The organism is Neorhizobium puerariae, assembly GCF_042429745.1.
In the GTDB taxonomy this organism is placed as follows: Bacteria; Pseudomonadota; Alphaproteobacteria; order Rhizobiales; family Rhizobiaceae; genus Neorhizobium; species Neorhizobium puerariae.
In genome coordinates this window covers 124055-149391 of sequence record NZ_JBHMAA010000018.1, presented here as the reverse complement: position 1 = coordinate 149391, position 25337 = coordinate 124055, and the positions used below count along the sequence as shown (strand labels likewise).

25 protein-coding genes and 1 pseudogene are annotated in these 25337 nt (G+C 61.8%); 15 read left to right on the top strand and 11 right to left on the bottom strand.

Going from position 1 to position 25337, the window contains the following annotated elements; genetic code table 11:
* The first annotated feature begins 99 nt into the window (after nucleotides 1-99).
* From gabD to ACFFP0_RS17330, 7 genes are all read left to right on the top strand, one after another.
* Complete coding sequence (gene gabD, locus ACFFP0_RS17360; protein ID WP_377263230.1) at nucleotides 100-1551, top strand: NADP-dependent succinate-semialdehyde dehydrogenase; 1452 nt, start codon at nucleotides 100-102, stop codon at nucleotides 1549-1551.
* Nucleotides 1552-1562: 11 nt separating this feature from the next.
* Entirely contained in the window at nucleotides 1563-2435 is an 873-nt protein-coding gene (locus ACFFP0_RS17355) for a fumarylacetoacetate hydrolase family protein (RefSeq protein ID WP_377263229.1), read from the top strand.
* Nucleotide 2436: 1 nt separating this feature from the next.
* The gene (hpaH, locus tag ACFFP0_RS17350; RefSeq protein ID WP_377263227.1) at nucleotides 2437-3240 is read left to right on the top strand and encodes a 2-oxo-hept-4-ene-1,7-dioate hydratase; all 804 of its coding nucleotides are present in this window, start codon (nucleotides 2437-2439) and stop codon (nucleotides 3238-3240) included.
* Nucleotides 3241-3251: 11 nt separating this feature from the next.
* The gene (gene hpaI, locus ACFFP0_RS17345; RefSeq protein WP_377263226.1) at nucleotides 3252-4058 is read left to right on the top strand and encodes a 4-hydroxy-2-oxoheptanedioate aldolase; all 807 of its coding nucleotides are present in this window, start codon (nucleotides 3252-3254) and stop codon (nucleotides 4056-4058) included.
* A gap of 95 nt (nucleotides 4059-4153) precedes the next feature.
* On the top strand, nucleotides 4154-5230 hold the full coding sequence (gene hpaD / locus ACFFP0_RS17340) for a 3,4-dihydroxyphenylacetate 2,3-dioxygenase (protein ID WP_377263224.1): 1077 nt from the start codon (nucleotides 4154-4156) through the stop codon (nucleotides 5228-5230).
* A 289-nt stretch (nucleotides 5231-5519) separates the two neighbouring features.
* Nucleotides 5520-6824 (top strand): MFS transporter, encoded by a 1305-nt coding sequence (locus ACFFP0_RS17335; protein ID WP_377263223.1) that lies wholly within the window; start codon nucleotides 5520-5522, stop codon nucleotides 6822-6824.
* 188 nt (nucleotides 6825-7012) lie between these two features.
* On the top strand, nucleotides 7013-7423 hold the full coding sequence (locus ACFFP0_RS17330) for a DUF1403 family protein (RefSeq protein ID WP_377263222.1): 411 nt from the start codon (nucleotides 7013-7015) through the stop codon (nucleotides 7421-7423).
* Nucleotides 7424-7503: 80 nt separating this feature from the next.
* On the opposite strand, the gene ACFFP0_RS17325 is transcribed toward ACFFP0_RS17330, so the two are convergent.
* Both ACFFP0_RS17325 and ACFFP0_RS17320 read right to left on the bottom strand, forming a co-directional pair.
* The gene (locus tag ACFFP0_RS17325) at nucleotides 7504-7719 is read right to left on the bottom strand and encodes a hypothetical protein (protein ID WP_377263221.1); all 216 of its coding nucleotides are present in this window, start codon (nucleotides 7717-7719) and stop codon (nucleotides 7504-7506) included.
* 30 nt (nucleotides 7720-7749) lie between these two features.
* A complete protein-coding gene (locus ACFFP0_RS17320) occupies nucleotides 7750-8592 on the bottom strand; it encodes a glycoside hydrolase family 3 N-terminal domain-containing protein (protein ID WP_377263325.1) in 843 nt (280 codons plus the stop codon).
* Nucleotides 8593-9268: 676 nt separating this feature from the next.
* Here ACFFP0_RS17320 and ACFFP0_RS17315 point away from each other — a divergent pair.
* From ACFFP0_RS17315 to ACFFP0_RS17300, 4 genes are read left to right on the top strand one after another with little or no spacing between them, the layout of a single operon-like run.
* Nucleotides 9269-10180: a hypothetical protein gene (locus tag ACFFP0_RS17315; protein ID WP_377263220.1), complete on the top strand. Its 912-nt coding sequence runs from the start codon at nucleotides 9269-9271 to the stop codon at nucleotides 10178-10180.
* Entirely contained in the window at nucleotides 10150-10359 is a 210-nt protein-coding gene (locus ACFFP0_RS17310; RefSeq protein ID WP_377263219.1) for a hypothetical protein, read from the top strand. Before ACFFP0_RS17315 ends, ACFFP0_RS17310 begins: the two co-directional genes overlap by 31 nt.
* 44 nt (nucleotides 10360-10403) lie before the next feature.
* Nucleotides 10404-11279: an ABC transporter transmembrane domain-containing protein gene (locus tag ACFFP0_RS17305; RefSeq protein ID WP_377263217.1), complete on the top strand. Its 876-nt coding sequence runs from the start codon at nucleotides 10404-10406 to the stop codon at nucleotides 11277-11279.
* On the top strand, nucleotides 11266-12054 hold the full coding sequence (locus ACFFP0_RS17300; protein WP_377263216.1) for a dienelactone hydrolase family protein: 789 nt from the start codon (nucleotides 11266-11268) through the stop codon (nucleotides 12052-12054). The genes ACFFP0_RS17305 and ACFFP0_RS17300 overlap by 14 nt, the downstream gene beginning before the upstream one ends.
* A gap of 324 nt (nucleotides 12055-12378) precedes the next feature.
* On the opposite strand, the gene ACFFP0_RS17295 is transcribed toward ACFFP0_RS17300, so the two are convergent.
* From ACFFP0_RS17295 to arcD, 4 genes are read right to left on the bottom strand one after another with little or no spacing between them, the layout of a single operon-like run.
* Nucleotides 12379-13290: a carbamate kinase gene (locus ACFFP0_RS17295; protein WP_377263215.1), complete on the bottom strand. Its 912-nt coding sequence runs from the start codon at nucleotides 13288-13290 to the stop codon at nucleotides 12379-12381.
* Nucleotide 13291: 1 nt separating this feature from the next.
* Complete coding sequence (argF, locus tag ACFFP0_RS17290) at nucleotides 13292-14293, bottom strand: ornithine carbamoyltransferase (RefSeq protein ID WP_377263214.1); 1002 nt, start codon at nucleotides 14291-14293, stop codon at nucleotides 13292-13294.
* 13 nt (nucleotides 14294-14306) lie between these two features.
* Nucleotides 14307-15521, bottom strand: a complete 1215-nt coding sequence (locus ACFFP0_RS17285; protein WP_377263213.1) for an arginine deiminase — start codon at nucleotides 15519-15521, stop codon at nucleotides 14307-14309.
* A gap of 30 nt (nucleotides 15522-15551) precedes the next feature.
* Nucleotides 15552-17039, bottom strand: a complete 1488-nt coding sequence (arcD, locus tag ACFFP0_RS17280) for an arginine-ornithine antiporter (protein ID WP_377263212.1) — start codon at nucleotides 17037-17039, stop codon at nucleotides 15552-15554.
* Nucleotides 17040-17250: 211 nt separating this feature from the next.
* Between arcD and ACFFP0_RS17275 the strand changes: the two genes are divergently transcribed.
* The 3 genes and pseudogenes from ACFFP0_RS17275 to ACFFP0_RS17265 all read left to right on the top strand — a co-directional run.
* Nucleotides 17251-17541, top strand: a complete 291-nt coding sequence (locus ACFFP0_RS17275) for a BON domain-containing protein (protein ID WP_377263210.1) — start codon at nucleotides 17251-17253, stop codon at nucleotides 17539-17541.
* 51 nt (nucleotides 17542-17592) lie between these two features.
* A complete protein-coding gene (locus ACFFP0_RS17270) occupies nucleotides 17593-17832 on the top strand; it encodes a BON domain-containing protein (protein WP_377263208.1) in 240 nt (79 codons plus the stop codon).
* A 647-nt stretch (nucleotides 17833-18479) separates the two neighbouring features.
* Nucleotides 18480-18722: pseudogene (locus ACFFP0_RS17265) on the top strand (bifunctional methylenetetrahydrofolate dehydrogenase/methenyltetrahydrofolate cyclohydrolase); the annotation flags it as partial.
* 544 nt (nucleotides 18723-19266) lie between these two features.
* Here ACFFP0_RS17265 and ACFFP0_RS17260 read toward each other — a convergent pair.
* The 5 genes from ACFFP0_RS17260 to ACFFP0_RS17240 all read right to left on the bottom strand — a co-directional run bounded on the left by ACFFP0_RS17260 (nucleotide 19267) and on the right by ACFFP0_RS17240 (nucleotide 24711).
* Entirely contained in the window at nucleotides 19267-19866 is a 600-nt protein-coding gene (locus ACFFP0_RS17260; protein WP_377263206.1) for a histidine phosphatase family protein, read from the bottom strand.
* Nucleotides 19863-20903, bottom strand: a complete 1041-nt coding sequence (locus tag ACFFP0_RS17255) for an ABC transporter ATP-binding protein (protein ID WP_377263204.1) — start codon at nucleotides 20901-20903, stop codon at nucleotides 19863-19865. Before ACFFP0_RS17255 ends, ACFFP0_RS17260 begins: the two co-directional genes overlap by 4 nt.
* A gap of 11 nt (nucleotides 20904-20914) precedes the next feature.
* The gene (locus ACFFP0_RS17250) at nucleotides 20915-22645 is read right to left on the bottom strand and encodes an ABC transporter permease (RefSeq protein ID WP_377263201.1); all 1731 of its coding nucleotides are present in this window, start codon (nucleotides 22643-22645) and stop codon (nucleotides 20915-20917) included.
* A gap of 45 nt (nucleotides 22646-22690) precedes the next feature.
* Entirely contained in the window at nucleotides 22691-23803 is a 1113-nt protein-coding gene (locus tag ACFFP0_RS17245; protein WP_377263199.1) for an ABC transporter substrate-binding protein, read from the bottom strand.
* 80 nt (nucleotides 23804-23883) lie between these two features.
* Complete coding sequence (locus tag ACFFP0_RS17240; RefSeq protein WP_377263197.1) at nucleotides 23884-24711, bottom strand: MurR/RpiR family transcriptional regulator; 828 nt, start codon at nucleotides 24709-24711, stop codon at nucleotides 23884-23886.
* A gap of 140 nt (nucleotides 24712-24851) precedes the next feature.
* On the opposite strand from ACFFP0_RS17240, the gene ACFFP0_RS17235 reads away from it, so the two are divergent.
* Nucleotides 24852-25190 (top strand): hypothetical protein, encoded by a 339-nt coding sequence (locus ACFFP0_RS17235; RefSeq protein ID WP_377263195.1) that lies wholly within the window; start codon nucleotides 24852-24854, stop codon nucleotides 25188-25190.
* The last annotated feature ends 147 nt before the right edge of the window (nucleotides 25191-25337 follow it).

Genomic DNA, 25337 nt, shown 5'->3' with positions numbered 1-25337 from the left:
GGGGTTTCCGCCGCGCTGCCCCGGCAGCGCGGCTATCGACTGAACGCAACAGGCATTCGTCGGGTGGTTCGCGCCCGGCTCGCGAGGAGGAGGCGGATCATGCCGCTGAAGGACCCGACATTGCTGCGGCAGGCGGCGCTCGTTGCCGGAGAATGGATCGATGCCGGCGAAGACGGCATCGCGGTGACGAACCCGGCCACCGGTGAAGTGATTGGCCGCGTGCCGAAGCTCGGCGCTGCCGAGACGCACAAGGCCATCGCTGCGGCGGAACTCGCGCAGAGGGAATGGGCCGCCCGCACCGCCAGGGAGCGCAGCGTCGTCCTGCGCCGGTGGTTCGAGCTGATGATGGAAAACCAGGACGACCTCGGCCGCATCCTGACGCTGGAGCAGGGCAAGCCGCTCGCCGAGGCGAAGGGCGAGATTGCCTATGGCGCAAGTTTCATCGAATGGTTCGCGGAAGAAGCGCGCCGCGTCTACGGAGACATCATCCCCGGCCACCAGAGGGACAAGCGTATCCTAGTGATGAAGCAGCCGATCGGGGTGGTGGCGGCGATCACGCCATGGAACTTTCCCAATGCCATGATCACCCGCAAGGCCGGGCCGGCGCTCGCCGCCGGCTGCGCCATGGTGCTGAAACCCGCCGCCCAGACGCCGTTCTCCGCCATTGCGCTCGGCGTTCTCGGCGAACGCGCCGGCCTGCCCAAGGGGCTGTTTTCCGTCGTCACCGGCTCGGCCCGCGAGATCGGCGCGGAGATGACGTCCAATCCCGTCGTCCGCAAGCTGACCTTCACCGGCTCGACCGAAGTGGGTGCCGAGCTTTACCGCCAGTCCGCCCCGACCATCAAGAAGCTCGGGCTGGAACTCGGCGGCAATGCGCCCTTTATCGTCTTCGACGATGCCGATCTGGACGCCGCCGTCGAGGGCGCGCTGATCGCCAAGTTCCGCAATAACGGTCAGACCTGCGTCTGCGCCAACCGGCTCTACGTGCAGGACGGCGTCTACGACGCCTTCGCCGAGAAGCTTTCCAGGGCCGTCGGCACCCTGAAGACCGGCAATGGTTTCGACGAGGGCGTCGTTCTCGGCCCGCTGATCGACGAGCCGGCGCTGAAAAAGGTCGAGGAACATGTCGCCGACGCCCTGTCGAAGGGCGCGACCGTCATCCAGGGCGGCCGGCGCCATGCGCTGGGCGGCACTTTCTACGAGGCGACCGTCCTTGCCAACGTGACGCAGGACATGGCGGTGGCGACGGAAGAGACCTTCGGCCCGGTCGCGCCGCTCTTCCGTTTCAAGGACGAGGCGGATGTGATCGCCAAGGCCAACGACACCGAATTCGGCCTCGCCTCCTATTTCTACGCGAAGGATCTCGCCCGCGTGTTCCGCGTGGCGGAGGCGCTGGAATACGGCATGGTCGGGGTCAATACCGGGCTGATTTCGACGGCGGAAGCGCCTTTCGGCGGCGTCAAGTCTTCCGGGCTCGGCCGCGAGGGCTCGAAATACGGCATCGATGACTTCATCGAGATCAAATACGTCTGCCTCGGCGGCGTGGAATAAGGAGATTGAGGATGTCCCGCCCCAGATTCGCGAGCTTCACCACCGGCAAACGCCAGGGCTACGGCCTGATTGTCGGCGATGGTGTGATCGACCTGTCCGCCCGTTTCGGCGCGCGTTACCCGACCTTGGGAGAAGTGGTCAAGGCCAATGCCTTCAACGAGCTTGTCGAGGCCGTCGCCGACCATCAGCCGGATTTTCCGGTGAGCGACATCGCCTATGAAATCCCGATCCCCGCCCCGGAGAAGATCATCTGCGTCGGCGTGAATTTCCCGGATCGCAACGAGGAATACAAGGACGGACAGGCGGCGCCGTCGAACCCTTCGCTGTTCATCCGTTTCCCGCGCTCCTTCACCGGTCACGACCGGCCGCTGATCCGCCCCCGGGAAAGCCATCAGCTCGATTACGAGGGCGAGATCGTCATCGTCATCGGCAAGGGTGGCCGTCGCATTCCTGAAACCGAGGCGCTTTCGCACATTGCGGCATTGACGCTCAGCAACGAGGGTACGCTGCGCGACTGGGTGCGCCACGCCAAGTTCAACGTCACGCAGGGCAAGAATTTCGACGCCTCCGGCTCGATCGGCCCGTGGCTCGTGCCGTTCACCGACGAGAGCCAGATCGCGGACATCAAGCTGGAAACCCGCGTCAACGGCGAGGTGCGCCAGAGCGACCGCACCAGCCGGATGATCTTCTCCTTCCGCAAGATCATCAATTACATCTCCACCTTCACCACGCTGGTGCCGGGCGACGTGATCGTCTGCGGTACGCCGACCGGGGCCGGTGCGCGCTTCGATCCGCCGATCTGGCTGAAGCCGGGCGATGTCGTGGAAGTCGAGGCCGACGGCATCGGCACCTTGCGCAACACCATTGCCGACGAGGTGATCTGACATGCTGACCGCGGACCAGATCGAAGCCGCCGCCGCCAGCCTGGACGAAGCCGAACGCAGCCGCGTCCAGACCGGGCTCCTGTCGCTGAAGCACCCGGATATCGCCATGGACGACGCCTATGCGATCCAGGGCGCGTGGGTGAAGAAGAAGATCGCCGCCGGCCGCAAGGTGATAGGCTGGAAGATCGGCCTCACTTCCAAGGCGATGCAGTACGCGCTGAACATCGACATCCCGGATTCCGGCGTGCTGTTCGACGACATGGTCTTCGAAGACGGCGCGACCGTGCCGGCGGATCGCTTCATCCAGCCGCGCATCGAGGCGGAAATCGCCTTCGTGATGAAGGCGCCGCTGAAGGGGCCGGGCGTGACCGTGTTCGACGTGCTGAACGCCACTGACTATGTGACGCCGGCGCTGGAAATCCTCGACACGCGCATCCTGCGCGTCGACCCTGAAACGAAGAAGGCGCGCAATGTGTTCGACACGATCTCGGACAATGCCGCCAATGCCGGCATTGTAACCGGCGGCCGAGCTGTTCGTCCGGACCAGATCGACATGCGCTGGATGGGGGCGATCGTCTCCCGCAACGCCGAGGTGGAGGAAACCGGGCTCGGCGCCGGAGTGCTCAACCAGCCGGCGCGCGGCGTCGCCTGGCTCGCCAATCGTCTGGCGCAGTATGGCGACGGCATCGAGGCAGGGCAGGTGGTGCTTGCCGGCTCCTTCATCCGCCCCATCGAGGCGCGCCACGGCGACACCATCGTCGGCGATTTCGGGCCTTACGGCTCGGTCAGCCTCTTTTTCGCGTGAGGAGGAGAACGATGCCGGCTCCGAAGAATACCTTTAAACAAGCCCTGAAGGAAAAGCGCGCCCAGATCGGCTTCTGGCAGGCGCTCGCCAATCCCTACACGGTCGAAATATCGGCGGATGCCGGTTACGACTGGCTGCTGCTCGATGCCGAGCATGCGCCGAACGACATTCCGCTCCTGATGGCGCAATTGCAGGCGATGAAGGGTTCGGCGAGCCATCCGGTCATCCGCCCACCGGTCGGCGACACCGTCATCGTCAAGCAATTGCTGGATATCGGCGCGCAAACGCTGCTGGTCCCGATGGTCGACAGCCGCGAACTGGCCGAGGCCATGGTGAAGGCGGTCCGCTATCCGCCGCACGGCGTCCGCGGCGTCGGTGCGGCGCTCGCCCGCGCCTCCCGCTTCAACCGCATACCGGATTATCTCGAGACGGCAAACGACGAGATCTGCCTCCTGCTGCAGATCGAAAGCCGGGCGGGGCTTGAAGCGCTCGACGGGATCGCCTCGGTCGATGGCGTCGATGGCGTGTTCATCGGTCCGGCCGATCTGGCCGCCGACATGGGCTATCTCGGCAGGCCGGGCGCGCCGGAAGTGCAGGCGGAGGTGGAAAAGGCGCTCCTGAAGATCCAGTCGTATGGCAAGGCGGCCGGCATCCTGATCGGCGACCTGGCGCTTGCCAAACGTTATGTCGAACTGGGCGCGACTTTCGTGGCGATCGGCAACGATGTGACGCTGTTCGCCAATGCGACGACGAAGCTGCTCGCCGATTTCAAGGCTGCGAAAGCCGCCTCCGGCCAAGCTGCGGCGAAGGTTTACTGAGCGGCCGCGGAGGGAGCGATCGCCCCGCGGCGCCCGGCTTCCGTTCCACTTTTAACAAGACCAAGACTTCTGATTGAGTGAGGAGATTCCTGACAATGACCCGCAAGCTCGTTCCCGCACCGGATGTTCCCGTTCCGGACATTCTGCGTTGCGCCTATATGGAAATTCAGGTCACCGACCTGAAGGCGTCGCGCGAATTCTACGTCGACGTTCTCGGCCTGACCGTGACAGCCGAGGATGAGAACACCGTTTATCTGCGCACGCTCGAGGAATTCATCCATCACAACGTCGTGCTGCGCCAGGGGTCGATTGCGGCGGTCGCGGCCTTTTCCTTCCGCGTCCGCGCGCCGGAAGACGTCGACCGCGCCGAAGCCTATTTCAAGGCGCTGGGTTGCCGCACCGAGCGCCGTGCAGAGGGTTTCGTCAAGGGCATCGGCGATTCGGTGCGGGTCGAGGACCCTCTGGGTTTCCCCTACGAATTCTTCCATGATGTCGAGCATGTCGACCGGCTGGCCTGGCGTTACGATCTCTACACGCCCGGCGCGCTCGTGCGTCTGGACCATTTCAACCAGGTCACGCCCGACGTGCCGAGCGCGGTCAAGTATATCGAGGGCCTCGGCTTCCGCGTCACCGAGGATATTCGCGACGGCGACGGCGTGGTCTATGCCGCCTGGATGCGTCGCAAGCCGACCGTGCACGATACGGCGATGACCGGCGGCAACGGTCCGCGCATGCACCATCTCGCTTTCTCCACCCATGAAAAGCACAATATCCTGGCGATCTGCGACAAGCTTGGCGCGCTGCGCAAATCCGACCTGATCGAGCGCGGGCCGGGCCGCCACGGCGTCTCCAACGCCTTCTATCTCTACCTGCGCGACCCCGATGGGCACCGCGTCGAGATTTATACGCAGGATTACTATACCGGCGATCCCGACAATCCGGTGGTGAGCTGGGACGTGCACGACAACCAGCGCCGCGACTGGTGGGGCAATCCGGTCGTGCCGAGCTGGTATACCGAAGCCTCTCTCGTGCTCGACCTGGATGGAAACCCGCAGCCGGTGACCGAGCGTTCGGACCGCAGCGAAATGGCCGCCACCATCGGCGCGGATGGTTTCTCCTACACCCGCAAGGGGGATGCGGAGCAGGGTTTCAAGCTCGGCAACTCGCTTTGAGGTCACACGGGCGGCCCGACATCGGGCACCGCCCCGTGCCCGCATCCCGGAAGGCCGGACCGGCCTTTCCGGCCTGATGCAGGCGCAGGCTTCGCCGCAGCTTCATCGAGATTGCGGCCGGCCGGCTCCAGAATCAAAGAACTGAAGCACGGTTCCCGGTCCTTTGCAGGATGCGGCGATTGCCACCGGCATCGGCAGTGGTGCCTGCGCGGGCCGGCTTCCGGCGAGGTGCCTGAGCCCGCCCGCTTTCCTGTTTTCCTCTCTCTTATTCCTGTGTGCTGATATTGCCATGACAACATCCACCGAACCCCTTTCCACGCAACCTCTCGACAATCAGGTCTTGCGCCGGGTCACCTGGCGGCTCATGCCGCTGCTTCTCGTATGTTACGTCTTCGCCCATCTGGATCGCGTCAATGTCGGCTTCGCCAGGACCACGATGATGGCCGATATCGGCATGTCGAACACCATGTACGGCGCGGGAGCGGGCCTGTTCTTCATCGCCTACATGCTGTTCGGCGTGCCGAGCAACATGCTGCTTGCGCGTTTCGGGCCGAGGCGCTGGATCGCCGTCATCATGGTGCTCTGGGGCTTGCTGTCGGTGAGCACCCTTTTCGTTTCGAACCACTACGAGTTCTACGCCGTCCGCTTCCTTCTCGGCATGGCGGAGGCCGGCTTCTTCCCCGGCATCCTCATCTATATCAACAGCTGGTTTCCGGCGCGCCGCCGCGGCAATGTCACCGCCATGTTCACGCTCGCCGTGCCGCTGGCCAGCGTACTGGGCGCTCCCATATCCGGCTGGATCATCGAGCATACGCATGGCTGGGCCGGTTTTCACGGCTGGCAGTGGATGTTCCTGCTCGAAGGTGCCCCCGTCGTGCTGCTGGGCCTGATCGTGCTGTGGCGGCTGCCCAACCGGTTCACCGACGTGTCCTGGCTGACGGCGGAGGAGAAACGCCGGCTCGGCGCCGAACTGCAGCGGGAAGAGGCGTCCAAGGCCAGCATCTCCTTTGCGAAATTCATCCTCGATCCCAAGCTCCTCCTGCTGTTCGGCATCTATTTCGCCGTGATGCTGGTGATCAACACGCTGAATTTCTGGACGCCGGGCATCATCGCCGACAGCGGCGTCGGCAGCGAGACGACCGTCGGCTTCCTGACCGCCATCCCCTGGCTGCTGTCGTGCTTCTTCATGGTCCTGTGCGGCATGTCCGCCGACCGCATGAACGAGCGCCGCTGGCATCTGGTCGTGCCGTTGCTCATGGCGACCGCCGGTTTCATCGGGACGGGCCTGTTTACCGGCAGCACGGTCATGGTCGTGCTGTTCCTCAGCCTGGCGACGATGGGAGGAGCCACGGCCCTGCCGATGTTCTGGCAGATCCCGCCCATGTTCCTGTCGGGGCGCGACGCAGTCGCCGGTATCGCGCTGGTCAGTTCGCTCGGCAATCTGGCCGGCTTCCTGGCACCCTACCTCATCGGGCTGGTCAAGGACCTGACGGGCGAGCCCAGCACGGGCCTTTACATCCTGGCGGTACTGATCGCGCTCGGTGCATCCCTGGTACTGCTTATCAGGGGTCGGGCCACACCTGCCTCCGGATGAGGGCATGGGGAGGAGGACAACGGCGCGCAGGAGATCGTCAAGCAGTCAGTTATTTCCTGGAGTGAGACAACGTCTCAAAACACGAAGGACCACTGCAAGATTATCGGACGTTTGTACCCGCAGACATGATGTGCGGTTAGGTGCAATTATGTTGGCTTAAACCGCACATATGATTTATGGTCTACGGCATGGATTCGCCCGTCACGCCGTCTCCGATGCCCCTGACCTGGACGCCGCGCCAGCCCGAATGGGCGGCGACGCGCGGACGCGATTTCGCGGAAGCTGACGCCTCCTTTGCCGGCGGCATCGCCTTGAAATCACTTGACGATCTCGTGCGTTCAGATCCGGTCTGGGCCGGCTGCTGGCGATCCCGACAGGCCCTGAAATGCGCTACGGCCGCGGTGCGCCTGATCGGCCGAACCGAGAACGAGACGGCGCTGCGCGACGCTGTGCTGCTCATCGCAGCGAACGACGATCCCGGCCCTGCCGGGAAGGTGTTTTCGGCCTACAAAAGGCTCGCCGTGCGAAAACCCGGGTTTTCGTCGAGATTTGTCGCCGAGCTGGCTGATCTGATGGGCTTCGGTCACCACAGGCCTTAGCTCCGCTGCGAAAATATATTTAGTAAACTAGCGTTCAAGCTGAATGGAAGGCTGGAACAATGACCTCACCCTCGGACAGGTCAGAACAATGCCTCCGCCAGGCCGCAGGTAGGATCGACCGGGCTCTTTCCCGCGAAGGGGATTTCGCCAATCAGCGCCTTCACGAGTGCCTTCTGCACAGGCAGAACGGCGGCATAGCCGTTCACGAAGGTTTTGCATTCCGGCATGTGGTAGAGCAGGAAGGGCGTGCCGAGCGAAACGTATACCGTCGGGAGATAATCCCAGAGCCGCTCCATCGAATGCGGAAAGAATCCGTGCAGATCCTCTCAGTGCGGCCCGAGGTCTTCCTTGGCTGAAACACCTTCCTCGGCAAGAACGTACATGCCGACATCATGGGCCGCCGGATCGATAGCTTCGCTCCTGCGATGGAGCGTCACTTCGAAGCCCCGTTGGCGCAGGAGGTCAGCCACCTGCAACTGCGGTAGCGGACCGGAAGGGCTCTTCCGCCCGTCGAGTTGCGACAGAAGAACGCGCCGGTGCCGGACGGGATCGAGTGGCAGCAGGGCTTGCGTATCCTTGACCAGCGTAATTCCGGCTTGTGCCGCCGAACTGGACCACTCGGCATGTTCAGCGCCACCCAGGAACCGAACGCGGTCCGGCTCTGCAGGCAGGCGGCCTCTCGTCTTGTGGAGCTTGATCGATGCCTTCAGGCCCAATATACGCAGCACGGCTTCATCGACGCGCGCCTGTGTCAGGATGCCTGTTTCGAGGCCTTGCCGGAGATAGCTGATATCATTATCGAGATCGTCCGGCAGAAGCAGGATGTCGCAGCCGGCCGCGATGCAGAGCGGCACGAGTTCGCGCCGCGTCCCGCGGGCATTGAAGCCGACCATGCCGCTTGCGTCGGAAACCACCAAGCCGTTGAAACCGAGCTCATCCCGCAGGAGCGTGGTCGTCAGGTCGAAGTTCAGCGTTGCTGGCATATGCGAGGAACTGCGTGCGGACGATCCGAGTTCGGCGGTATAGGCGGGCAAGGTGATATGCCCGGACATAACCACCTGTACGCCCTTGGCGATGGCTTCGGAATAGATCCGGCCAAAGGTTTCGCGCCATTCGTCCATAGACATGGTATTGTGAGTGGTCGCGAAGTGCTGGTCGCGATCGTCCAGCCCGTCGCCGGGCTACTAGAGGGGACGCCAGCCGAATATCCCATCTAAACAGGCGCATTGAGACGGCGCTGTATGGTGCGACGATTCCGCTCCTGCTTGGCCAGTATTTGACTGATTGTCCCTTGGGAGACCTCGAATTCTTGGGCCAAGTCAGCAAGGGTTGCCCCTCGCGCCGCTTCTTTTCAATCAATATATTTCCGGCTGGCTTTGCTTGCCGTCATTTCATTTCTCTCTATAGCGGTGGTCAGCACACGCGCTATAGCATGTCTGCGTGCGTTCTGCATTTGTTTTTCCGCCTGTAGGCCGGATTCCTCAGAATAACCGGGGCGCGGTCTTGTACGGCCCAGCCAGTCATCAACGATTCGCGACTGCCATTTCGCCTTCTTCCCTCCAGTGGTTTGCTGGGGCGGCGTGCCGGTTAGAACCTAAGAAACCGTGACCGTCGGGCAGTTCGGTGGTTGGAATAATCTTAGCGGGCATGCCGTTATAGTCGCGGCAAGGTAGCTGGAAACCGATATCCACGGTCTCTGTCGCGGAGTGGAGGCGTCCACATCATCACTCCACAAAACCCTCCAGCGTGCCATCATGAAACCTTCATACAAATGCCTATGTGCTGAGCGGAATAAATGTTTGGATTTCACGTTCTTCTGAGGCAGTCAACATAGGAGGCGATCCAATGCTCCCAGAAGATGATGTCCATGATGGACTGTCGAGAAACGACCGCTTGCGTGCTCGGCTTGTGCGCGCCAAACGTGCCTTTACCACGCGTCATGTTCGCGTGGACGACGCTGCCCAGCTCACGCGAGACGGTATTGCACCGAAGCCGGGAGATCTACTGTTGGCGCGCATTACATCGATCGGCCAGCATGAACGACTCGAGAATATGGAGGGTCGTCGCGTCCTCCTCTACGTCGGCGATGAAATCCTGGTTTCCTACGGTCATCGCTACGCGCCCGATCAATTCGAATCTCGCGTTCCTTCCGACCTGAGCGATTGCGCACTCGTTGCCGCTGGTGGCATCGCATCGGAAATGATGTCGAAGCATACCAAGATGAAAGCGCCGACACGGATCGAGCCAATCGGCCTTCTGACCAGGCAAGACGGGACTATTCTGAACCTTGCTGACTATGTTGCTTTTTCACAATGTGAAGCGGTTCGTCCTGCCACTATCATAGCCGTCGTCGGTAGCTCCATGAATGCCGGCAAGACGACGACCGCTGCATCTCTTGTGCGTGGACTAACCAGTGCGGGGTTCCGCGTTGGCGCGGCGAAGCTGACTGGCACTGGTTCCGGCGGAGACCTTTGGACGATGCTCGACGCCGGAGCGATAGCGGCCGTCGATTTTACTGATGCCGGACACGCATCGACAGCCGATCTACATGCCCAACAACTTGAGACCATTGCCCGTCGCCTCATCGGCAAGCTGGGTGAACACGGCGCTGAGATCGGCGTCGTCGAAATCGCTGACGGCTTATTGCAACGCGAAACTGCAGCACTCATCGACGTCGCTCAGACGAGTGGTTGGTTTCGCGGATTGTGTTCGCGGCGGCCGATGCGATGGGCGCCGGTTTCGGTGTCGACTGGCTGAAGGAGCGTAAAATTACCCCTCTGGCTGTGTCGGGCCTCCTTTCGGCTTCCCCTCTTGCCTGCCTGGAAGCCGAACGCTTGATCGGCATGCCCGTTGTCACCAAAGCGGCGCTGAGTGATGCCGTCGAAGTCACGAAAATCGTCTTTGCCGGCAGCCTTAGCCAAGGGGCGGCGGCGTGAGACCGGTTGGCCTCTTCGACCGATCTCGATGGTTGTTGCTAACGTTGACATTGGCCATCGCGATCGCTCAGGCCGCATCGGTGGCCGCCTCCGCAGAGACCATTACTAGAGCGCTGCAAAGTGATGGCCAAACGCTTATCTTATTGGTTTGGCTGATCGTCATCCTGGCGTTTCTCGCAGGCGTAAGCACCTTGGGTGAACGTTGGTCGGGGGAATTGTTGGCGCAATCCTACATTACCGCCATCCGCTCACAGTTGTTTGAGGCGACCATCCATTCCGCAAGGGGCACACCGGAAAGCCGGTGGTTGACATCCTTCGTGAGCGATCTCACAGCCTTGCGGAATTGGGCCACTAACGGCCCAGTCCGGATGTTGACCTCGACAGTAGCACTCGCAATCAGCAGCGCCTGGTTTGTTATCTCATCTCCGCAATTGGCCGCAACTCTGCTTCCGATCGGCCTCGCGATGGTGGCCATCGGAATTCTACATCGCACACTTGGAGAAGCCATCGTCATGCAGCGTCGGGCGAGAGGGCGCCTGACGCGCTTTGTTCTTCGTCGCATCCGCATAGAAGTCGGCGACAACAATCCAGGCGGTCACGGCCGCAAGACGTTTGCGGAACGAAGTGGGCAACTGGCGTCTTGTGCCGTAGCAAGGGCGCGGATCACGGGGTTGATGGACGCTATCGCCATGAGCTCCGGACTGCTGGCCAGTCTCATCTTGGTTACCTTGTCCGCCCAAGGCCAACCTTTCGACACCACGGCTTTGGCTGGAGCGTTGACCTTGCTCGGTTTCCTATCGTCACGCATCGTCGAATTTTCGCGTGCACTACAGGCGTTTGCTGCCGGTCATGTCGCCTTGCACAGAATCCGTCAGCTTCTTGAAGGTGGTAGCCACCCCAACGTCGATGCTGGAGATTGAAATCTTGTCGACCAATCGAACCATAACCTATTGCCCGCCGTCCGGTCCGGCAATACCCGGTTACTTTCTGGCACAAGGCAGTCCAATGGGGCCAGTCCTGCTTGTTATCCATGGCATTTCTCGCAACGCTGCGGAAATGGCCAGCCGCTTCGCTGCGCACCCGGCGTTTCGGGACCACACTATCGTCGCACCGCTGTTTGAGGCGGGAAGGTTCGGTCAGTATCAACAATTGCGGGCAAAGCCTGGACAGATGCGCTCGGATATTGCCCTTGGCAATTTGCTGGAGCACCTGAGCCTGATCTCGGGATTGAATGTCGCGAAGATCTCTCTGTTTGGTTTTTCCGGTGGTGCCCAAATGGCACATCGCTATGCCCTTTTCTACCCGGATCGCGTCTCTTCCGTCCTGGCGGTGGCGGCAGGATGGTACACGATGCCAACGACGGCATTGCGCTACCCTTATGGCATCGGCACCGGCGCACCGGCAACATTCGACGTTGCGGCCGCCATGAATGTCGCGGTCACCGTCGCCGTCGGTAGTCTGGATACGCGGCATGACCAGGCGCTACGGCGATCGAGACTAATCGAAACGTCCCAGGGGCGGACCAGACTTGCGCGGGCTCTGGCTTGGGTCGAAGCTATGCGACAGTCTGCTTCGGTGAATGGTCGCAAGAGGAATGTTAGCTTCGAGTGTCTCGTCGGTGGAACGCACGAGTTCGGACAATGCGTGCGCGAGACGCATCTGATGTCGCTCGCTGTAATGGCGTTTTCCCACTAGGCGGCCGGGAATCCGGGCTGCGAAGTGTCGCAGATGTCTTTTGTGCCAGCCTGACGGCGGCTTTGGGCAAATACCCGTAAATTGGCAAGGGTTCCGATGCCGATACGCACGATAAACCTTTGTAATTACGCGTGCTGATGGGGTTACCTCACGATGCTGATTCACACGTCGGCAGCCTGATGAAATGCACGCGCGCGAAAACCGCTTTCGCCTTGTTGGACGAGAAGGTCGGCATATTCGCGCAGTTTCGCGGCGACAGTCCGATTGACAACGGTTGCTGCCGGCCTTGGAGTATCGCGCCTGTATTTCCCCTTACAAAGCCGTCTAGCGCGGTTCGACGGAAAAGGCTGTTCCCTTCGCGCCCGCCACGATCGCCGTCGCGTCTTCGAGTCGGCCGATCGCGGCGTGCCGCTCGCCGTCTCTCGAAAAACGGGCTGCCGCGGCAATCTTCGGCCGCATCGATCCCGCCGGAAACTGTTCCTCGTTCACGGCGGATGGATCGATATTCGCCAGCGGATGTGCGCTGGGCTTGCCGAAATCCGCATAGACGGCGTCTACGTCCGTCAGCAGAAGCAGCATGTCGGCGTCGAGCTGCTCGGCGAGGAGGGCGCTGGCGGCGTCCTTGTCGATGACGGCTTCGATACCTGTGAGACCTCCGTCCGGCAGATCCACCACCGGGATTCCGCCGCCCCCTGTGCAGATCACCGTTACACCCTCCCTGACGAGGAGGGAAATAACATCCGCTTCCATGATGGCTTGCGGCACCGGCGAGGCTACGACGCGCCGCCACCTCTCCCCATCTGGTGCAATCTTCCAGCCGCGCTCGGTGGCGAGTTTTCGCGCGATCTCAGCGGGATAGACAGGGCCGATGAATTTCGTCGGCTTCTGGAAGGCAGGATCATTGGCGTTCACCTTGACGAGGGTCAGCAGCGTGCCGAAACGACGGCCTTTCATGGTGCCGGCGAGTTCCTGCTCGATCATGTAGCCGATCATGCCTTCTGTCTCGGCGCCAAGGACGTCGAGCGGCAGGCCGGCACCGTCAGGGCCGGCTGTTTCAAGGGCCAGAAGCCCGACCTGCGGACCATTTCCGTGGGTGATGACCAGTGAATGCCCCGCCTTGATCAGTTCGGCCAGCGCTGCCGCTGCCCGTTTGACGTTGGCGCGCTGGTTTTCCGCAGTCAGCGGTTCGCCCCGACGCAGGAGCGCGTTCCCTCCGAGAGCCGCAACGATCAGCATCTCAACCTCCAATCGTCGCCACAAGCAGCGCCTTGATGGAATGCATGCGGTTCTCGGCCTGATCGAAGACGATGGAGGCCCTGGATTCGAAGACTTCGTCCGTGACTTCCATGCAGTCTATGCCGTATTTCTCGGAGATTTGCCTGCCGACCTCCGTGCCGGTATCGTGGAACGCGGGAAGGCAATGCATGAACTTGCTGTACGGATTGCCGGTCGCCTCCATCACCTGGTGCGTCACGCGGAAGGGCGAGAGCAGATCGATACGCTCTTTCCAGGCGCTTTCGTCCTCGCCCATGGACAGCCACACGTCGGTATAGACAAAATCGGCGCCCTTCACGCCCGTAGCGACATCAGATGTGAGTTCGAACCGGCCGCCGGCCTTTGCAGCTTCAGCGTTGACATGTTCGATGAATGTCCGTTCCGGCCAAAGCTCCCGTGGGGAGACGAGCCGGAAATCGATCCCTACCTTGGTGGCACCGAGCGCAAGCGACAGGGCTACATTGTCCTGGCCGTCACCGACGAAGGCCAGGGCCACATCGGAGAGGTGCTTGTGGGTAAACTCCCGCATGGTCATGAAATCCGCGAGTACCTGCGTCGGATGCCATATATCAGTCAGGCCGTTATAGACGGGGACACCGGAATACCGGGCAAGCTCCTCCACGGCGGACTGTTCGAACCCGCGGAACTCGATCGCATCATACATGCGGCCGAGCACGCGCGCCGTATCCTTGACGGATTCCTTGTGACCGATATGGCTGCCGGAAGGGCCTAGATAGGTGACATGGGCGCCTTGGTCGTAGGCAGCCACTTCGAACCCGCTCCGGGTGCGGGTGGAGTCTTTCTCGAAGATCAGCGCGATATTCTTGCGCGTCAGGCGCGGTTTTTCAAAACCGCCCAGCTTGGCGGCCTTGAGGTCCGCGGCCATGCGCAGCAGGAAGCGGATTTCATCGGACGAAATATCGTCGAGCGACAAGACGCTCCTGCCGTGAAGATTGATCGGCATGTCAAAGACCTTTCTAAGCGGCGTCGCGAACGAGAGGGCAGGTCATGCAATGCCCGCCGCCGCGGCCGCGGCTGAGTTCGGCACCTTCGATGGTGATGACTTCAACGCCCTGGCGGCGCAGAAGCGTGTTTGTATAGACGTTGCGGTCGTAACCGATGACGACGCCGGGCTCGATGGCGGCGACATTGTTGCCATCGTCCCATTGCTCCCGTTCGGCCTCATACCGGTCGCCCCCGGTCTGGACGATGCGCAGGCTCCGGAGACCCATTGCCGCGGCCACGACCTCGGTGAACGGCGCATTTTCCTCGCGGATATCCACCACTCCTTCGACTTCCCCCGGGCGCAGGGAGAAGCTGCGCAGGCGATCGACGACCGGCGGATACATGGTCACAAGATCACGGTCGCAGAAGGTGAAGACGGTGTCGAGATGCATAAAGCTGCGATCACGCGGCATAAGCGCCGCGATCACGCGGGTCGCGAGCCCGCCGTCAAACAACCGCGTGGCGAGCGCGCTGACTGCCTGAGGTGTCGTCCGTTCGCCCATGCCAATGAGTACGACACCGTTGCCGACCGGCATGACATCGCCGCCTTCGAGGCTCGGCGCTTCCTTGTTGTCTGCCGAGAAGATCGGGAAGCCGCGGTTCTGGAAGCGCGGGTGGAAGCGATAGACCGCTTCCACATTGGCGGCTTCCGGCCGCCGCGCCTGCCAATACATTGAGTTGACCGATACGCTGCCATAAATCCAGCAGGAACTGTCGCGCGTGAAGAGTTGGTTGGGCAGTGGTGGCAGGATGAAGTCTTCGGGGGCGAGTGTTCTTCCGCTCAACCCCATGGGTTTGAACGGAAGCTCGGCGCGGGAGATGCCGCCGACGAGATAGGTCGAAAGCTGTTCGGACGGCATCTCGTTGAGCCAGGCCTGCAGTTCGACCATCGTGTCTTCGCCGACGGCCGGTGGCTTGATCCGCCGTTCGAGCAGCCATCGCCTTGCGTCGGCATTGTCCATCGTCTCGGCAAGCAGTTCGCCGAACGAATGGACCAGCACGCCTCGCTCTCTCAGCGCATCGACGAACACGTCATGTTCTTGCCGCGCCCGCTTGACCCAAAGCACGTCGTCGAAAAGCAGGGCTTTGCAATTGTCGGGCGTGAGCCGGCGCAGGCTGAGGTCCGGCCGGTGGACCATCACTTCGCGGAGCCGACCGACTTCGGAATGAACGCCTAATGTCATCATTGTTCTGTCTCCTTTAGAAGGGCTGACCGCTTAGAAGGGGCTGACCGCGCCGGTCCACATCTCGTAGGCGGCGAGCAGTCCGACTGCGACGAGAGCGATGGCAAAGAAGGCTTCCACAGGCTTGAAGATTTGCCGGCCGGCCCGGCGGCGGGCCACCGCATAGAAGATGATGCCGGGAGCGTAGAGCACGGCGCACATGAAGAGGTAGGCCGGATCGGCGGCATAGACGAGCCAGAGGCCGTAGACGGTGGCGACAAGGCCGATGATCACCGGCCCGGTGCGGCTTTCATCTGGCTGATAGGCTTCGCCGGTGATTGCAAGCTTTGCCGCATAAGCGCCGGAGAGGATATAGGGCACGAGGATCGCGACCGAGGCGATCGAGAACAGCGCCTGGTAGGTGCTTTGCGCAAACAGGGTGACCAGCAGGAAAGCCTGAACGAGGAGGTTGGTGATCAGCAGCGATGCCGAGGGAACGCCCTTGTTGCTTTCCCTTGCAAAGAAGGCCGGCATGGTGCCGTCCTTGGCCGCCGCATGCGGGATTTCCGCCGCCAGCAGCGTCCAGCTCAGGAACGCGCCTGCAACCGAGACGACCAGTGCGATGTTAATCAGGATCGCACCCCAGGGGCCGACGACCGCTTCAAGGACACCTGCCATCGACGGGTTCTTGAGTGCCGCAAGTTCGGGCTGATTGAGGATGCCGAGCGAAAGCAGCGATACGAGCGCATAGAGCGCCAGGCAAGTCAGGAAACCGGTGATCGTTGCAGTCGCGATGTCCTTGCGGCGTTCCGCGCGGGCTGAATAGACGCTCGCGCCTTCGATACCGATGAAGACCCAGAGCGTGACAAGCATCGTGCTCTTCACCTGAGCGGTAATCGAGCCAAGGCTCGCATTGCCGAGACCAGAAAAATCGGCAGAGAAGATATCGACCTTGAACGCGACGACCGCGACTTCGATGAACAGGACGATGGGAGCAATCTTTGCAATCGTCACGATGAGGTTGACGACTGCGGCTTCGCGAATACCCGCCATGATCAGGACATGCACGAGCCAGAGAAGGACCGATGCCCCGATGACAGCCTGCCAAGTGTTACCTTCGCCGAAGGCGGGAAAGAAATAGGAAAGGGCGCTGAAAACCACGACCGCATAGGATACGTTGCCGATCCAGGCGCTCAGCCAATAACCCCAGGCGCTGTTGAAACCGACGAAGGGACCGAAGCCTGCCTTGGCGTAGGCATATGGACCGGTATTCAGCTCGGGCTTGCGGAGTGCGAGCGACTGATAAATGAAGACGAGGGCCAGCATGCCGACCGCGGTGATCAACCAGCCGATGACGATGGCGAGCGGGCCAGCACCCGAGGCCATGTTCTGCGGAAGGCTGAAGACGCCCGACCCGATCATCGAGCCGATGACGAGAGCCGTCAATGATCCCAGGCGAAGTTTGCCCTTGTTCGTTTCCGATTGGATGACAATCGTTGTCTCGGCACTCGATTCAGCTGATTTCAGTTGAATTGAAGACATGGCTGCATCTCCCTGTGTGAACTTTGGCAAGCTCATCACCAGGCGAGAACAGTGACATTGATCGGGATCAACGAAGGTTGTGGGGCTGGTCTGCAGCACAGCAGGCACTGTGGGCTTGTTTCGCTGGATGCTCCACCGCCGTTGATTTCGCGCAATGCGCGTCCACCTTGGAAGTCCCATCATTTCTCCGCAGGTACAGTAGGAGGAAATGATGAGTGGCCTGCTGATCCGCCAGGACGTCCGGGAATTCGAACCCAGTGTCAATGCGGCCAATATCGGTATTGCCGTCGAGAATGGTGTCGCCACTCTTACCGGACATGTCGAAAGCTATATGGAGAAGGCGGCCGCCGAACATATCGAAATTCGCCACCCCGAAAGAAAAAAGCGGGTCGATGATGAAATCGCCACCCGCGCCTTCGACATCATCACCTGTGACACGGCTCTCCCGGACGGAGCGGTCGATGTTAAGGTTGAGCGGGGATGCGTGATCCTCAGCGGTTAAGTAAGATGGCATTTCCAGCGTCTTGCCGCCGAGGGGTCGTCAAGAAGCTTGGTGGGTAACGGAAGTCGCAATCTCTTGACGATTCGGCCGATTGCGCAAGTGCCCGATGTCAAGGACCGGATAGAGCGAGCCCTGAAGCGTAGCGCCAAAGTGGAGGCGAACGCCATCCGCGTCGAGGTTTCGGGCCGCTGCGCAACGTTGGAAGGTTCGGTTCACTCGGGAAAGGAACGCCAGGCGGCCGAGCAGGCACGTGGTTCGTTCCAAGCGTTACTGCCGTCGACAACCGACTGACCGTGGCGTGAGGCCTTGTCCCGGCAACGCTCATGTTTCGTGGCCTGGCGCTTTGGTTGCCGATCGTGCCGGGCTCGTCGTCACTAGATTGGAGATTGTCCGCAGGACGAGAACGAAAGCCATGGAGGAAGTCCCGACCGGCACGAAGCAGGCCTGATCCTGCAGTTAAGGCGACTGGCTCCGCCGGCATCCAAAGACCACGACAGTATCGAGGAGCAAATCATGTTTACGGATCGCAAGGAGGCTGGGTAAAAGCTGGCACAGGCTCTCAAAGGGTATCGTGAGAACCTGTGCACCATTTTCGCTCTCCCGCGTGGCGGGGTGCCGGTAGCGGCGGAGATCGCCAAGGTGCTGGACGCGCCGCTCACCTTGCTTCTCGTGCACAAAGTAGGCTTGCCTCCTAATCCCGAAGTCGCCATGGGGCCATTGTCGACGGCAGAGAGCTGGTTGTTGTCCGCAACGTGGATGTCATCATGTTCGTGGCCGTTTCTTCCGACGTGTTCGATCAGCGTTGCCGGGAGGAGCTCGATGAGATTCACCGCGTAGGCGAATCTATACAGGCTGCATCCTCGATGAAGACCTCAGTCGGAGGACGGCCATCATCGTCGACGACGGGCTGGCAACGCGTGCTGGTGAAGAGCGTACGCGGCGATGACTTGTCGGGTCTGGCGGCCGTCGTGATTGGCCGCTCCAACCTCTTTGACAAAGCCGATGGGGCAACTCCTGCAGGCTGCCAACGCAACCGTCGCCATGGCGCATTCGCGTACGAAGGACCTCGCCGCGATCTGCTGCAACGTCGATATGCTCGTCGCAGCCGTCGGGAGGCCGGAAACGGTCAAGCCCGATTGGGTAAGCGCGGTGCCGCTGTTATCGACGTCGGCATCAATCGCGGCGGGAAGGGCATTGGTAGGAGGCATCGCTTGGCTGCTCGACTTTTCCCGAATGCGCTTCTTGGGATCGCCGCGGTCATTGCACTGCAAAACACACGTGCGGGAAGGCAGAACGCGGATCTGCCGGTTGGTGCAACCTCTTTGCGGGAGGTTGATGGGGATTGGGTTGTCAGCTGCGCGCTGACAGGCGAAGGACAGAGGCGCGCAAGGTGTGCACCATGTCGTAGTAGCAGCGGGACCGCAAGTCGCCAGCGCGTCATTGCGATGGAGCTCAGGTCTTCTCTGGATGCCGGCACTGCCAGGCTGGTCCTGCCTTTAGGGCTCGATCTTGCTGCCGGTACGGTACGGCGCTACAGATCGACGATCAGCCGCGAGGGCAGCCTTTGTCACCTTTGGGAAGGGCAGACAGGATGCCGCCGGAGCCTGCAAGAGGCTGCTTCCCGTAGCGGTGGTCTACTGGGTAAAGTTACCTGAGTTTGCCATTCGCGCGGTCAGGGAGACCGTATGGTCAGTTTCAAATCCCTTCAATGTCCGCAGGTTGAGGTTAGTCCGGTGCATCGAGGATCGGCGCGAAGGTCGTGGCGTTGAAGACTTCGAGGCGGGCCCTGCCCTTCGGGAAGGCCAGAATGGTCAGGCTGGCCGGGCCGACGGGAATGATGCGGGCGGGGGCAAGCCCCAGCGCTTCGTCGAGTACCGCACGGATGACACCACCATGGCAGACGATGAGCACGGTCTTGGCTGGTGCCGAAAGGGCTTTTTCGGTGGCGGTTGCGATGCGGGTGCGGAAATCGCCCCAGCTCTCGCCGTTCTCTGGCACAAACGTTCCGGCTCGCCAGTCGGCATAGGCCTCCGGGGTCTCGTCCATCAGATGGGCGATCTCGATGCCTGTCCAGACGCCGACATCCTGCTCGCGTAACAATGGTTCCCGGATCGCGTTCGGGAAGCCGAGCAGTTCGGCGGTGTGGACGGCACGTTTCAGGTCCGAGGCGAGAACGAGGTCGGGCCTGTAGGTCGCGACCATGGAACGTAGCGCGTGAGCCTGTCGTTCTCCCCGTTCAGACAGCCCAATATCGGCCTGGCCCTGAAGTCGGCGCAGAGCGTTCCATTCGCTTTCGCCGTGGCGCACCAGAAGAATGCGTTTCATGAAATGCGTTTTCCTTGCTTGTCGAAGATTGCCGCGGGCGCGTCGGGCAGGCGGAAGCGCCGGACGGTTGCCGGTTTGCCGAGGGTGTCCGAAATGGCGGTGATGCGCATGCCGTTGGCGATGCCGGTAATGAGGAAACGGCCGGCCACCGGCACGATTTCGGCCAGCGTCACGCGGAACGTACGGGCGCCGTCGGCATCGGTGAGTTCGATCTGCTCGGCCCTGACCATGGCGTGGCCGGTGCTATTGCGCAGGGCCGGGTCGGGAATGGTGCCGAACCACCGTCCATTGGCGATGGGAATGAGATTGGCGGCAGGCATGCCGACGAAGCCGGCGACGAAGGCCGATGCGGGCTCCGCGAGCAGCCTTTCCGGCGTATCGAATTGCTCGATGCGGCCGTTGTTCATGACCGCCACATGGGTTGCCATGGTCATGGCCTCCATCTGGTCGTGGGTGACGTAGACCGATGTCGCGCGGCTGGCTGCATGCACCTTCAGGAGTTCGAAGCGCATCTCCACTCGCAGCGTCGCATCGAGGTTGGAAAGCGGTTCGTCGAACAGCATCACCTTGGGGCGCGGGGCGATCATCCGGGCGAGCGCCACGCGCTGCTGCTGGCCGCCGGAAATCTCGCCGGGATAGCGGTTGGCGAGCGCGCTAATGCCGAGCATGTCCATGGCTTCCGCAATGCGGGTGCGGCGAGCCTCGGCGGAAAGACCGGCGATCTTCAACGGCCATTCGATATTGCCCGCCACCGTCATATGCGGCCAGAGCGCATAGGATTGGAAGACGAGGCCCGCATCGCGGTTTGCCGGCGGCGCCGAAAGACCCGAAGCACCGTCCGCCACCAGCGTATCGCCGAAGTGGATCTTGCCGGAGGTCGGCTGGTCGAGGCCGGCCAGCATGCGTAGCATGGTGCTCTTGCCGCAGCCGGACGGACCGAGCAGAACCAGGAAGGCACCTTCCGGCACCGAGAAGCTGACGTCGTTGACGGCATTGGTGCCGGCAAAGGATTTTGTGATCTTGTCGAGGGAAATCACGGGGCTTGGCCTCAGGTGAATGGCGTGCGGCGGCGGCGCAGCAGCGTGGCGGCGCCGGCGGCCAGCATGGAGATGATCAGTATGACGAGGGTGACGGCGTTGGCGAACTGGTGGAAGCCGTCGGAGGCATAGCTGTAGGACAGGATAGCCAGAAGCGGAGAGGTCGGCGTGTAGAGAAGGACGGTGATCGCCAGATCGCCGATGACGTTGACAAAGGAGATGAGCAGCCCTGCGCCGACGCCGCGGGCGGCGAGCGGCAGGGTGATTGCGCCGAGCCGTCGGAAGAAGCCGGCGCCGGTCATGCGGGCGGCCTCGTTGAGGTCGCCGGAAATTTGCGCCACAGTCGCGCGGCCTGTCTGCACCGCAAAGGGCATCATGGCGGCGGTCAGCGCCAATCCGAGCAGAAGCTTCGTGCCGTAGAGGGCGGGCAGGGGGCCGATCGGTGCACCGTAAAGCGCGATATAGGCGGCTGCGAAGGCGATGCCTGGAAGCAGCATCGGCAGGAAGCTGAGCTGCGAGACGAGGTTGCTGAGGATCGGTACACGATGACGGGTGAGCGCCACGGCAATCAGGAAGCCGAGAATATTGGCGGCAAGCGCGACGGAAGCCCCAAGCATCAATGTGGTGACAAGCGCGGAAACAAGCTGCGGATTGTGGAAGATGCCGGGCTGTCCGCGGGCGAAGGCCGGATCGGCCTCGCCGATCCAGTAATGCAGCGTCCAGTCGGAGAAGAGCGACAGGGAGGAGGGAGCGAGACTGGCTGCCAGGAGAAGCAGGATCGGCAGGACCGTCGTGATAATGCAGATCATCCAGCCGATGGCCGCAAGCAGCAGCCTTGCGCCGCCGAGGGCGATGCGGCGTGGCCGTGCGCCCTTGCCGCCGATCGTCGAGAAACTGCGCCGGCCGGCGAGGATGCGATTGCCGATGCCCAAGAAAACGGCCGAGATTGCAATCAGCAGGATCGCCAGCACATAGCCGCGCTCGGTCTGGCCGATTTCGATCATGCCGAAGAGCCGTGTCGACACGGTCTGCATCCGCACCGGCAGGCCGAGAAGGGCGGGAGCCGCGAAATTGGAGACCGCGCCGGCAAAGGCAAGCGAGCCGCCGGCGATGATCGCGGGCATGACGACCGGCAGCACGATGCCGAACAGGATGCGCCTGCGCGATGCGCCGGTCATCTGGGCGGCCTCGACGAGATCACCGTTGACAGCGGCGAGCGCCGCGGCGATCACCGTGAAGGCAAGGGCGTAATAATGGGCGATCAGAACCACGATGGTCGGCACCATGCCCCATGAGAGCCAGTCGGGAACGTCGAGGCCGAGTCCTTCCAGGAGGCCGCCTGCGCCTCCGACGCGGCCGTTCCGGAAGATGCTTCCCCAGGCAAGCGCCGTCGCGAAGCTCGGGATCATGAAGGGCAGTGTCGCCATGAAGGCGATCGCCGAGCGACCCGGAGCATCGGTCATCGCCACGAGCCAGGCGAGGAAGCCGCCGAGCAGGACGCAGCCGCCGGCAACGCCGAGGCCTATGACCATGGTGTTGCCCGCCGGTCGCCAGAACAGGTTCCGGGACAGGTGGCTTGCAAGCACGTCGCCCCAGGCGTCAGTGCCCGAGCCGGGTTGCAGGGTCTGGACGAGGATGGTCACGAGGGGGGCTGCGACCAGGATGACAAGGATCAGGGCGGTTGCCACGGTCAGGCCATGGCGTTCGAGAGCCGTCCCGGGGCGGTGAAGCGGCGATATCATGCGGGCTCCGGTGGGGACGGACGGATGGCGCCCGTCCCATCTCTCCTACTGCAGTGCAAGGATGAAATCGGCGACTTCGGCACGGATCTTCGCCGTTTCGGCCGGCACCATCTGCCAGCCCTTGAAGTCGGCCAGCGGGATCGCATCCGGATGCGGCTTGATGTCGGAGCGGGTCGGCCAGTCGCCGGCGACGTAGAAAGGCTTGAAGCCCTCGCCGCCGGTGTCGCTGTCGTCACCCATCATGAAGTCGACGGCGAGACGCGCGGCCGCCGGGTTGGTGGTTTTCGGGTTGAGCGCAAGGAAGGCGGGAAAGACGATGCCGTTCGACGGCTCGACGTCGTTCGCGACCTGCAGCGCCCAGCCTTCGTCCTCGTTGTCGCGACGGTCGGAATAGCTGGTGAAGCCGATCGGTGGATTCTGCTGACCCTTGGCGCCGATCGCCTTGTTGACGTCGTCGGTGGAGCCGACCAGAACGAGGTCGTTGGCGAGGAGGTCGGCAATGAATTGCTGGCCGGCATTCCTGATGCCTTTCGCGAGCACGATCGGCTTGCCGAAAGCCGCCTCGTAGGTCTTGGCCATCTCGTCCGATTTCAGAACGATTTCGGTCATCAGGTCGAGATAATCGCCGCGCTGCAGCGGGTCGACCATGATGACGCGGCCCTTCCATTCCGGCTTGGTGATATCCCAGAGATTCTTCACCGGCGAACCGTTCGGGTGAGCTTCCTCGTTGTACATCAGTACTTTGGTGGAAAGCCGCTGGGCGAGCAGCGGCGACTTGAACCTGTCGTCCACGGTGTTGGCGACACGCGGTGGAACGTAGGGCGAAACGAGATTCTGGCTGACGAGCTCGGTCAGAACGACCGGGGCGTCGGAAATGTAGATCACGTCAGCGCCCGGAAGGCCGGCTTGTGCCTCGCTTTTGATGCGGGCGATCTGCTCGGTCGAGGACATGTCGAACGTGATCATGTCGATGCCTGGATAGGCGGCCTCGAAGGCTTTTTCGACGCGGCCGATACGGCTGGTGAAGGCATAGACGGTGACCTTGCCCTCTTGCCTCGCCTGCGGCAGCAGTTCGGCGGTGGTCTGGTTGTCCAGGTTCTGGGCGAGAGCGGCCGTCGTCATGAAGAACGTGGCTGCGGTGATAAGGATGCGGCGCATGGGAGCTCCTTGGCTGGGTTCTGCGCCCTTGTGTATTGTTTTCCTGCAAATCTTTTATAACATGCAAGTTTTCTTGCATTCTATCGTTCGAACTTTGCAATCAGTTCGCCCAGCCGCTCCAGTTGGGCGAGCGCGTCGTCGCCGCGGCGGGCAGCAAGTGCAAGGATCGTCGCATTGCAGATCGCCATCGGCACGGTGAGCGTCTGAAAACTGTCCGGCATGCCTGTGCGCGGCGCGGAGAGAAGCGCGTCCGGGCTAGGAGCAAGGGAAGGGCCGATCGTGTCGGCAATTACTATGGTTGCAGCTCCTGCATCGGCTGCGACTTGCATCAGGCGGGCATAGTTCGGTGGTTGCCGGCGAAATGCGAAGATCAGCAAAGCATCATCAGAGGTCACCGTCAGCATCTGCTCGGCAAGATCGCGCGGACTTCCCGCCAGCGTGTGGCTGTCGATGCCAAGGCGCCTCAGCCGACGCTCCATTAACACGGACAGGGTCTCGGCATTTCCGTGGCTATGGATAAAAACGCGGCGGCGGTCGAGTTTTTCAGCTGCCGCCAGAATGCGAGCGTCCGTGACATAGTCGGTAATCACGGTTAGCGCCGCCATTTCGCTTGCCACCAGAAGCGGCAGGAAGCCTTGCGTGCGGGCATCGCTCAGCGTCGCGGAAATGCGCTCCGCGGGATCGGTGATCTTGAGAAACTCGCGGCGCAATTCGTCGCGGAATTCCGCGTAGGAGGAAAAGCCAAGCTTGCGGGCGAGACGCGATGTCGTCGCCTCGTGGACGCCGAGCCTGGCGGCGAATTCGCTCGACGTGCCGATCGCCACTTCGCGTGGAGCCTTGAGGAGCTCGGAAATCAACCTTTCTTCGGTTGACGTCAGACTGCCCGCAACGGCCTGGACACGCTCCATCAGTGGCTTTTGAACGCTGTTTTTGGACATACATCACACGAAGCCGGTTGAAGCCACTTTCTCGGCTATCTGCTCACAGATGAAAAATCAACGTAGAGGTTTTCCGGCATCGGCAATGGTTACTCAGGTAAACGAACGGTTTGTTCGGTTTCGATAAGCGGTGCCCCACGCCGTGGGGCGTGGGGCCTGCGAAAGAGGGATTAGCAGAGCGCCATGACCCGCCTTCTCCTCGGTTGCTTTCGAATCAATCGTCGTCGGAAGAAGAATTCGAGCTGGAATTGCTGGAGGAATTGGACGAGCCGTTCGAGCTGGAATTGCTCGACGAGTTCGAATTGCTGTTGGAACTCGAGTTGCTGGATGAATTGGAATTGCTGTTCGAATTCGAATTGCTCGAAGAGTTCGAGGAACTGTTGGAGTTCCGGTTGGAATTGGAATTCGACCAACCCCTCCGTCCGTCATCCCGGTCGCGCCGTGACTGAGCGTAGGTGGCATTGCCGTTGCGGATCGACCGTTCCAGGAAGCGGGTGAGCGGATCGTCGGCGATTGCCGGCGCCGGCGGAACCGCACCCACCGCCAGGAAAGTGCTCAGCATTGCGATGACTTTCTTCATGGTGTTTCTCCTTTAT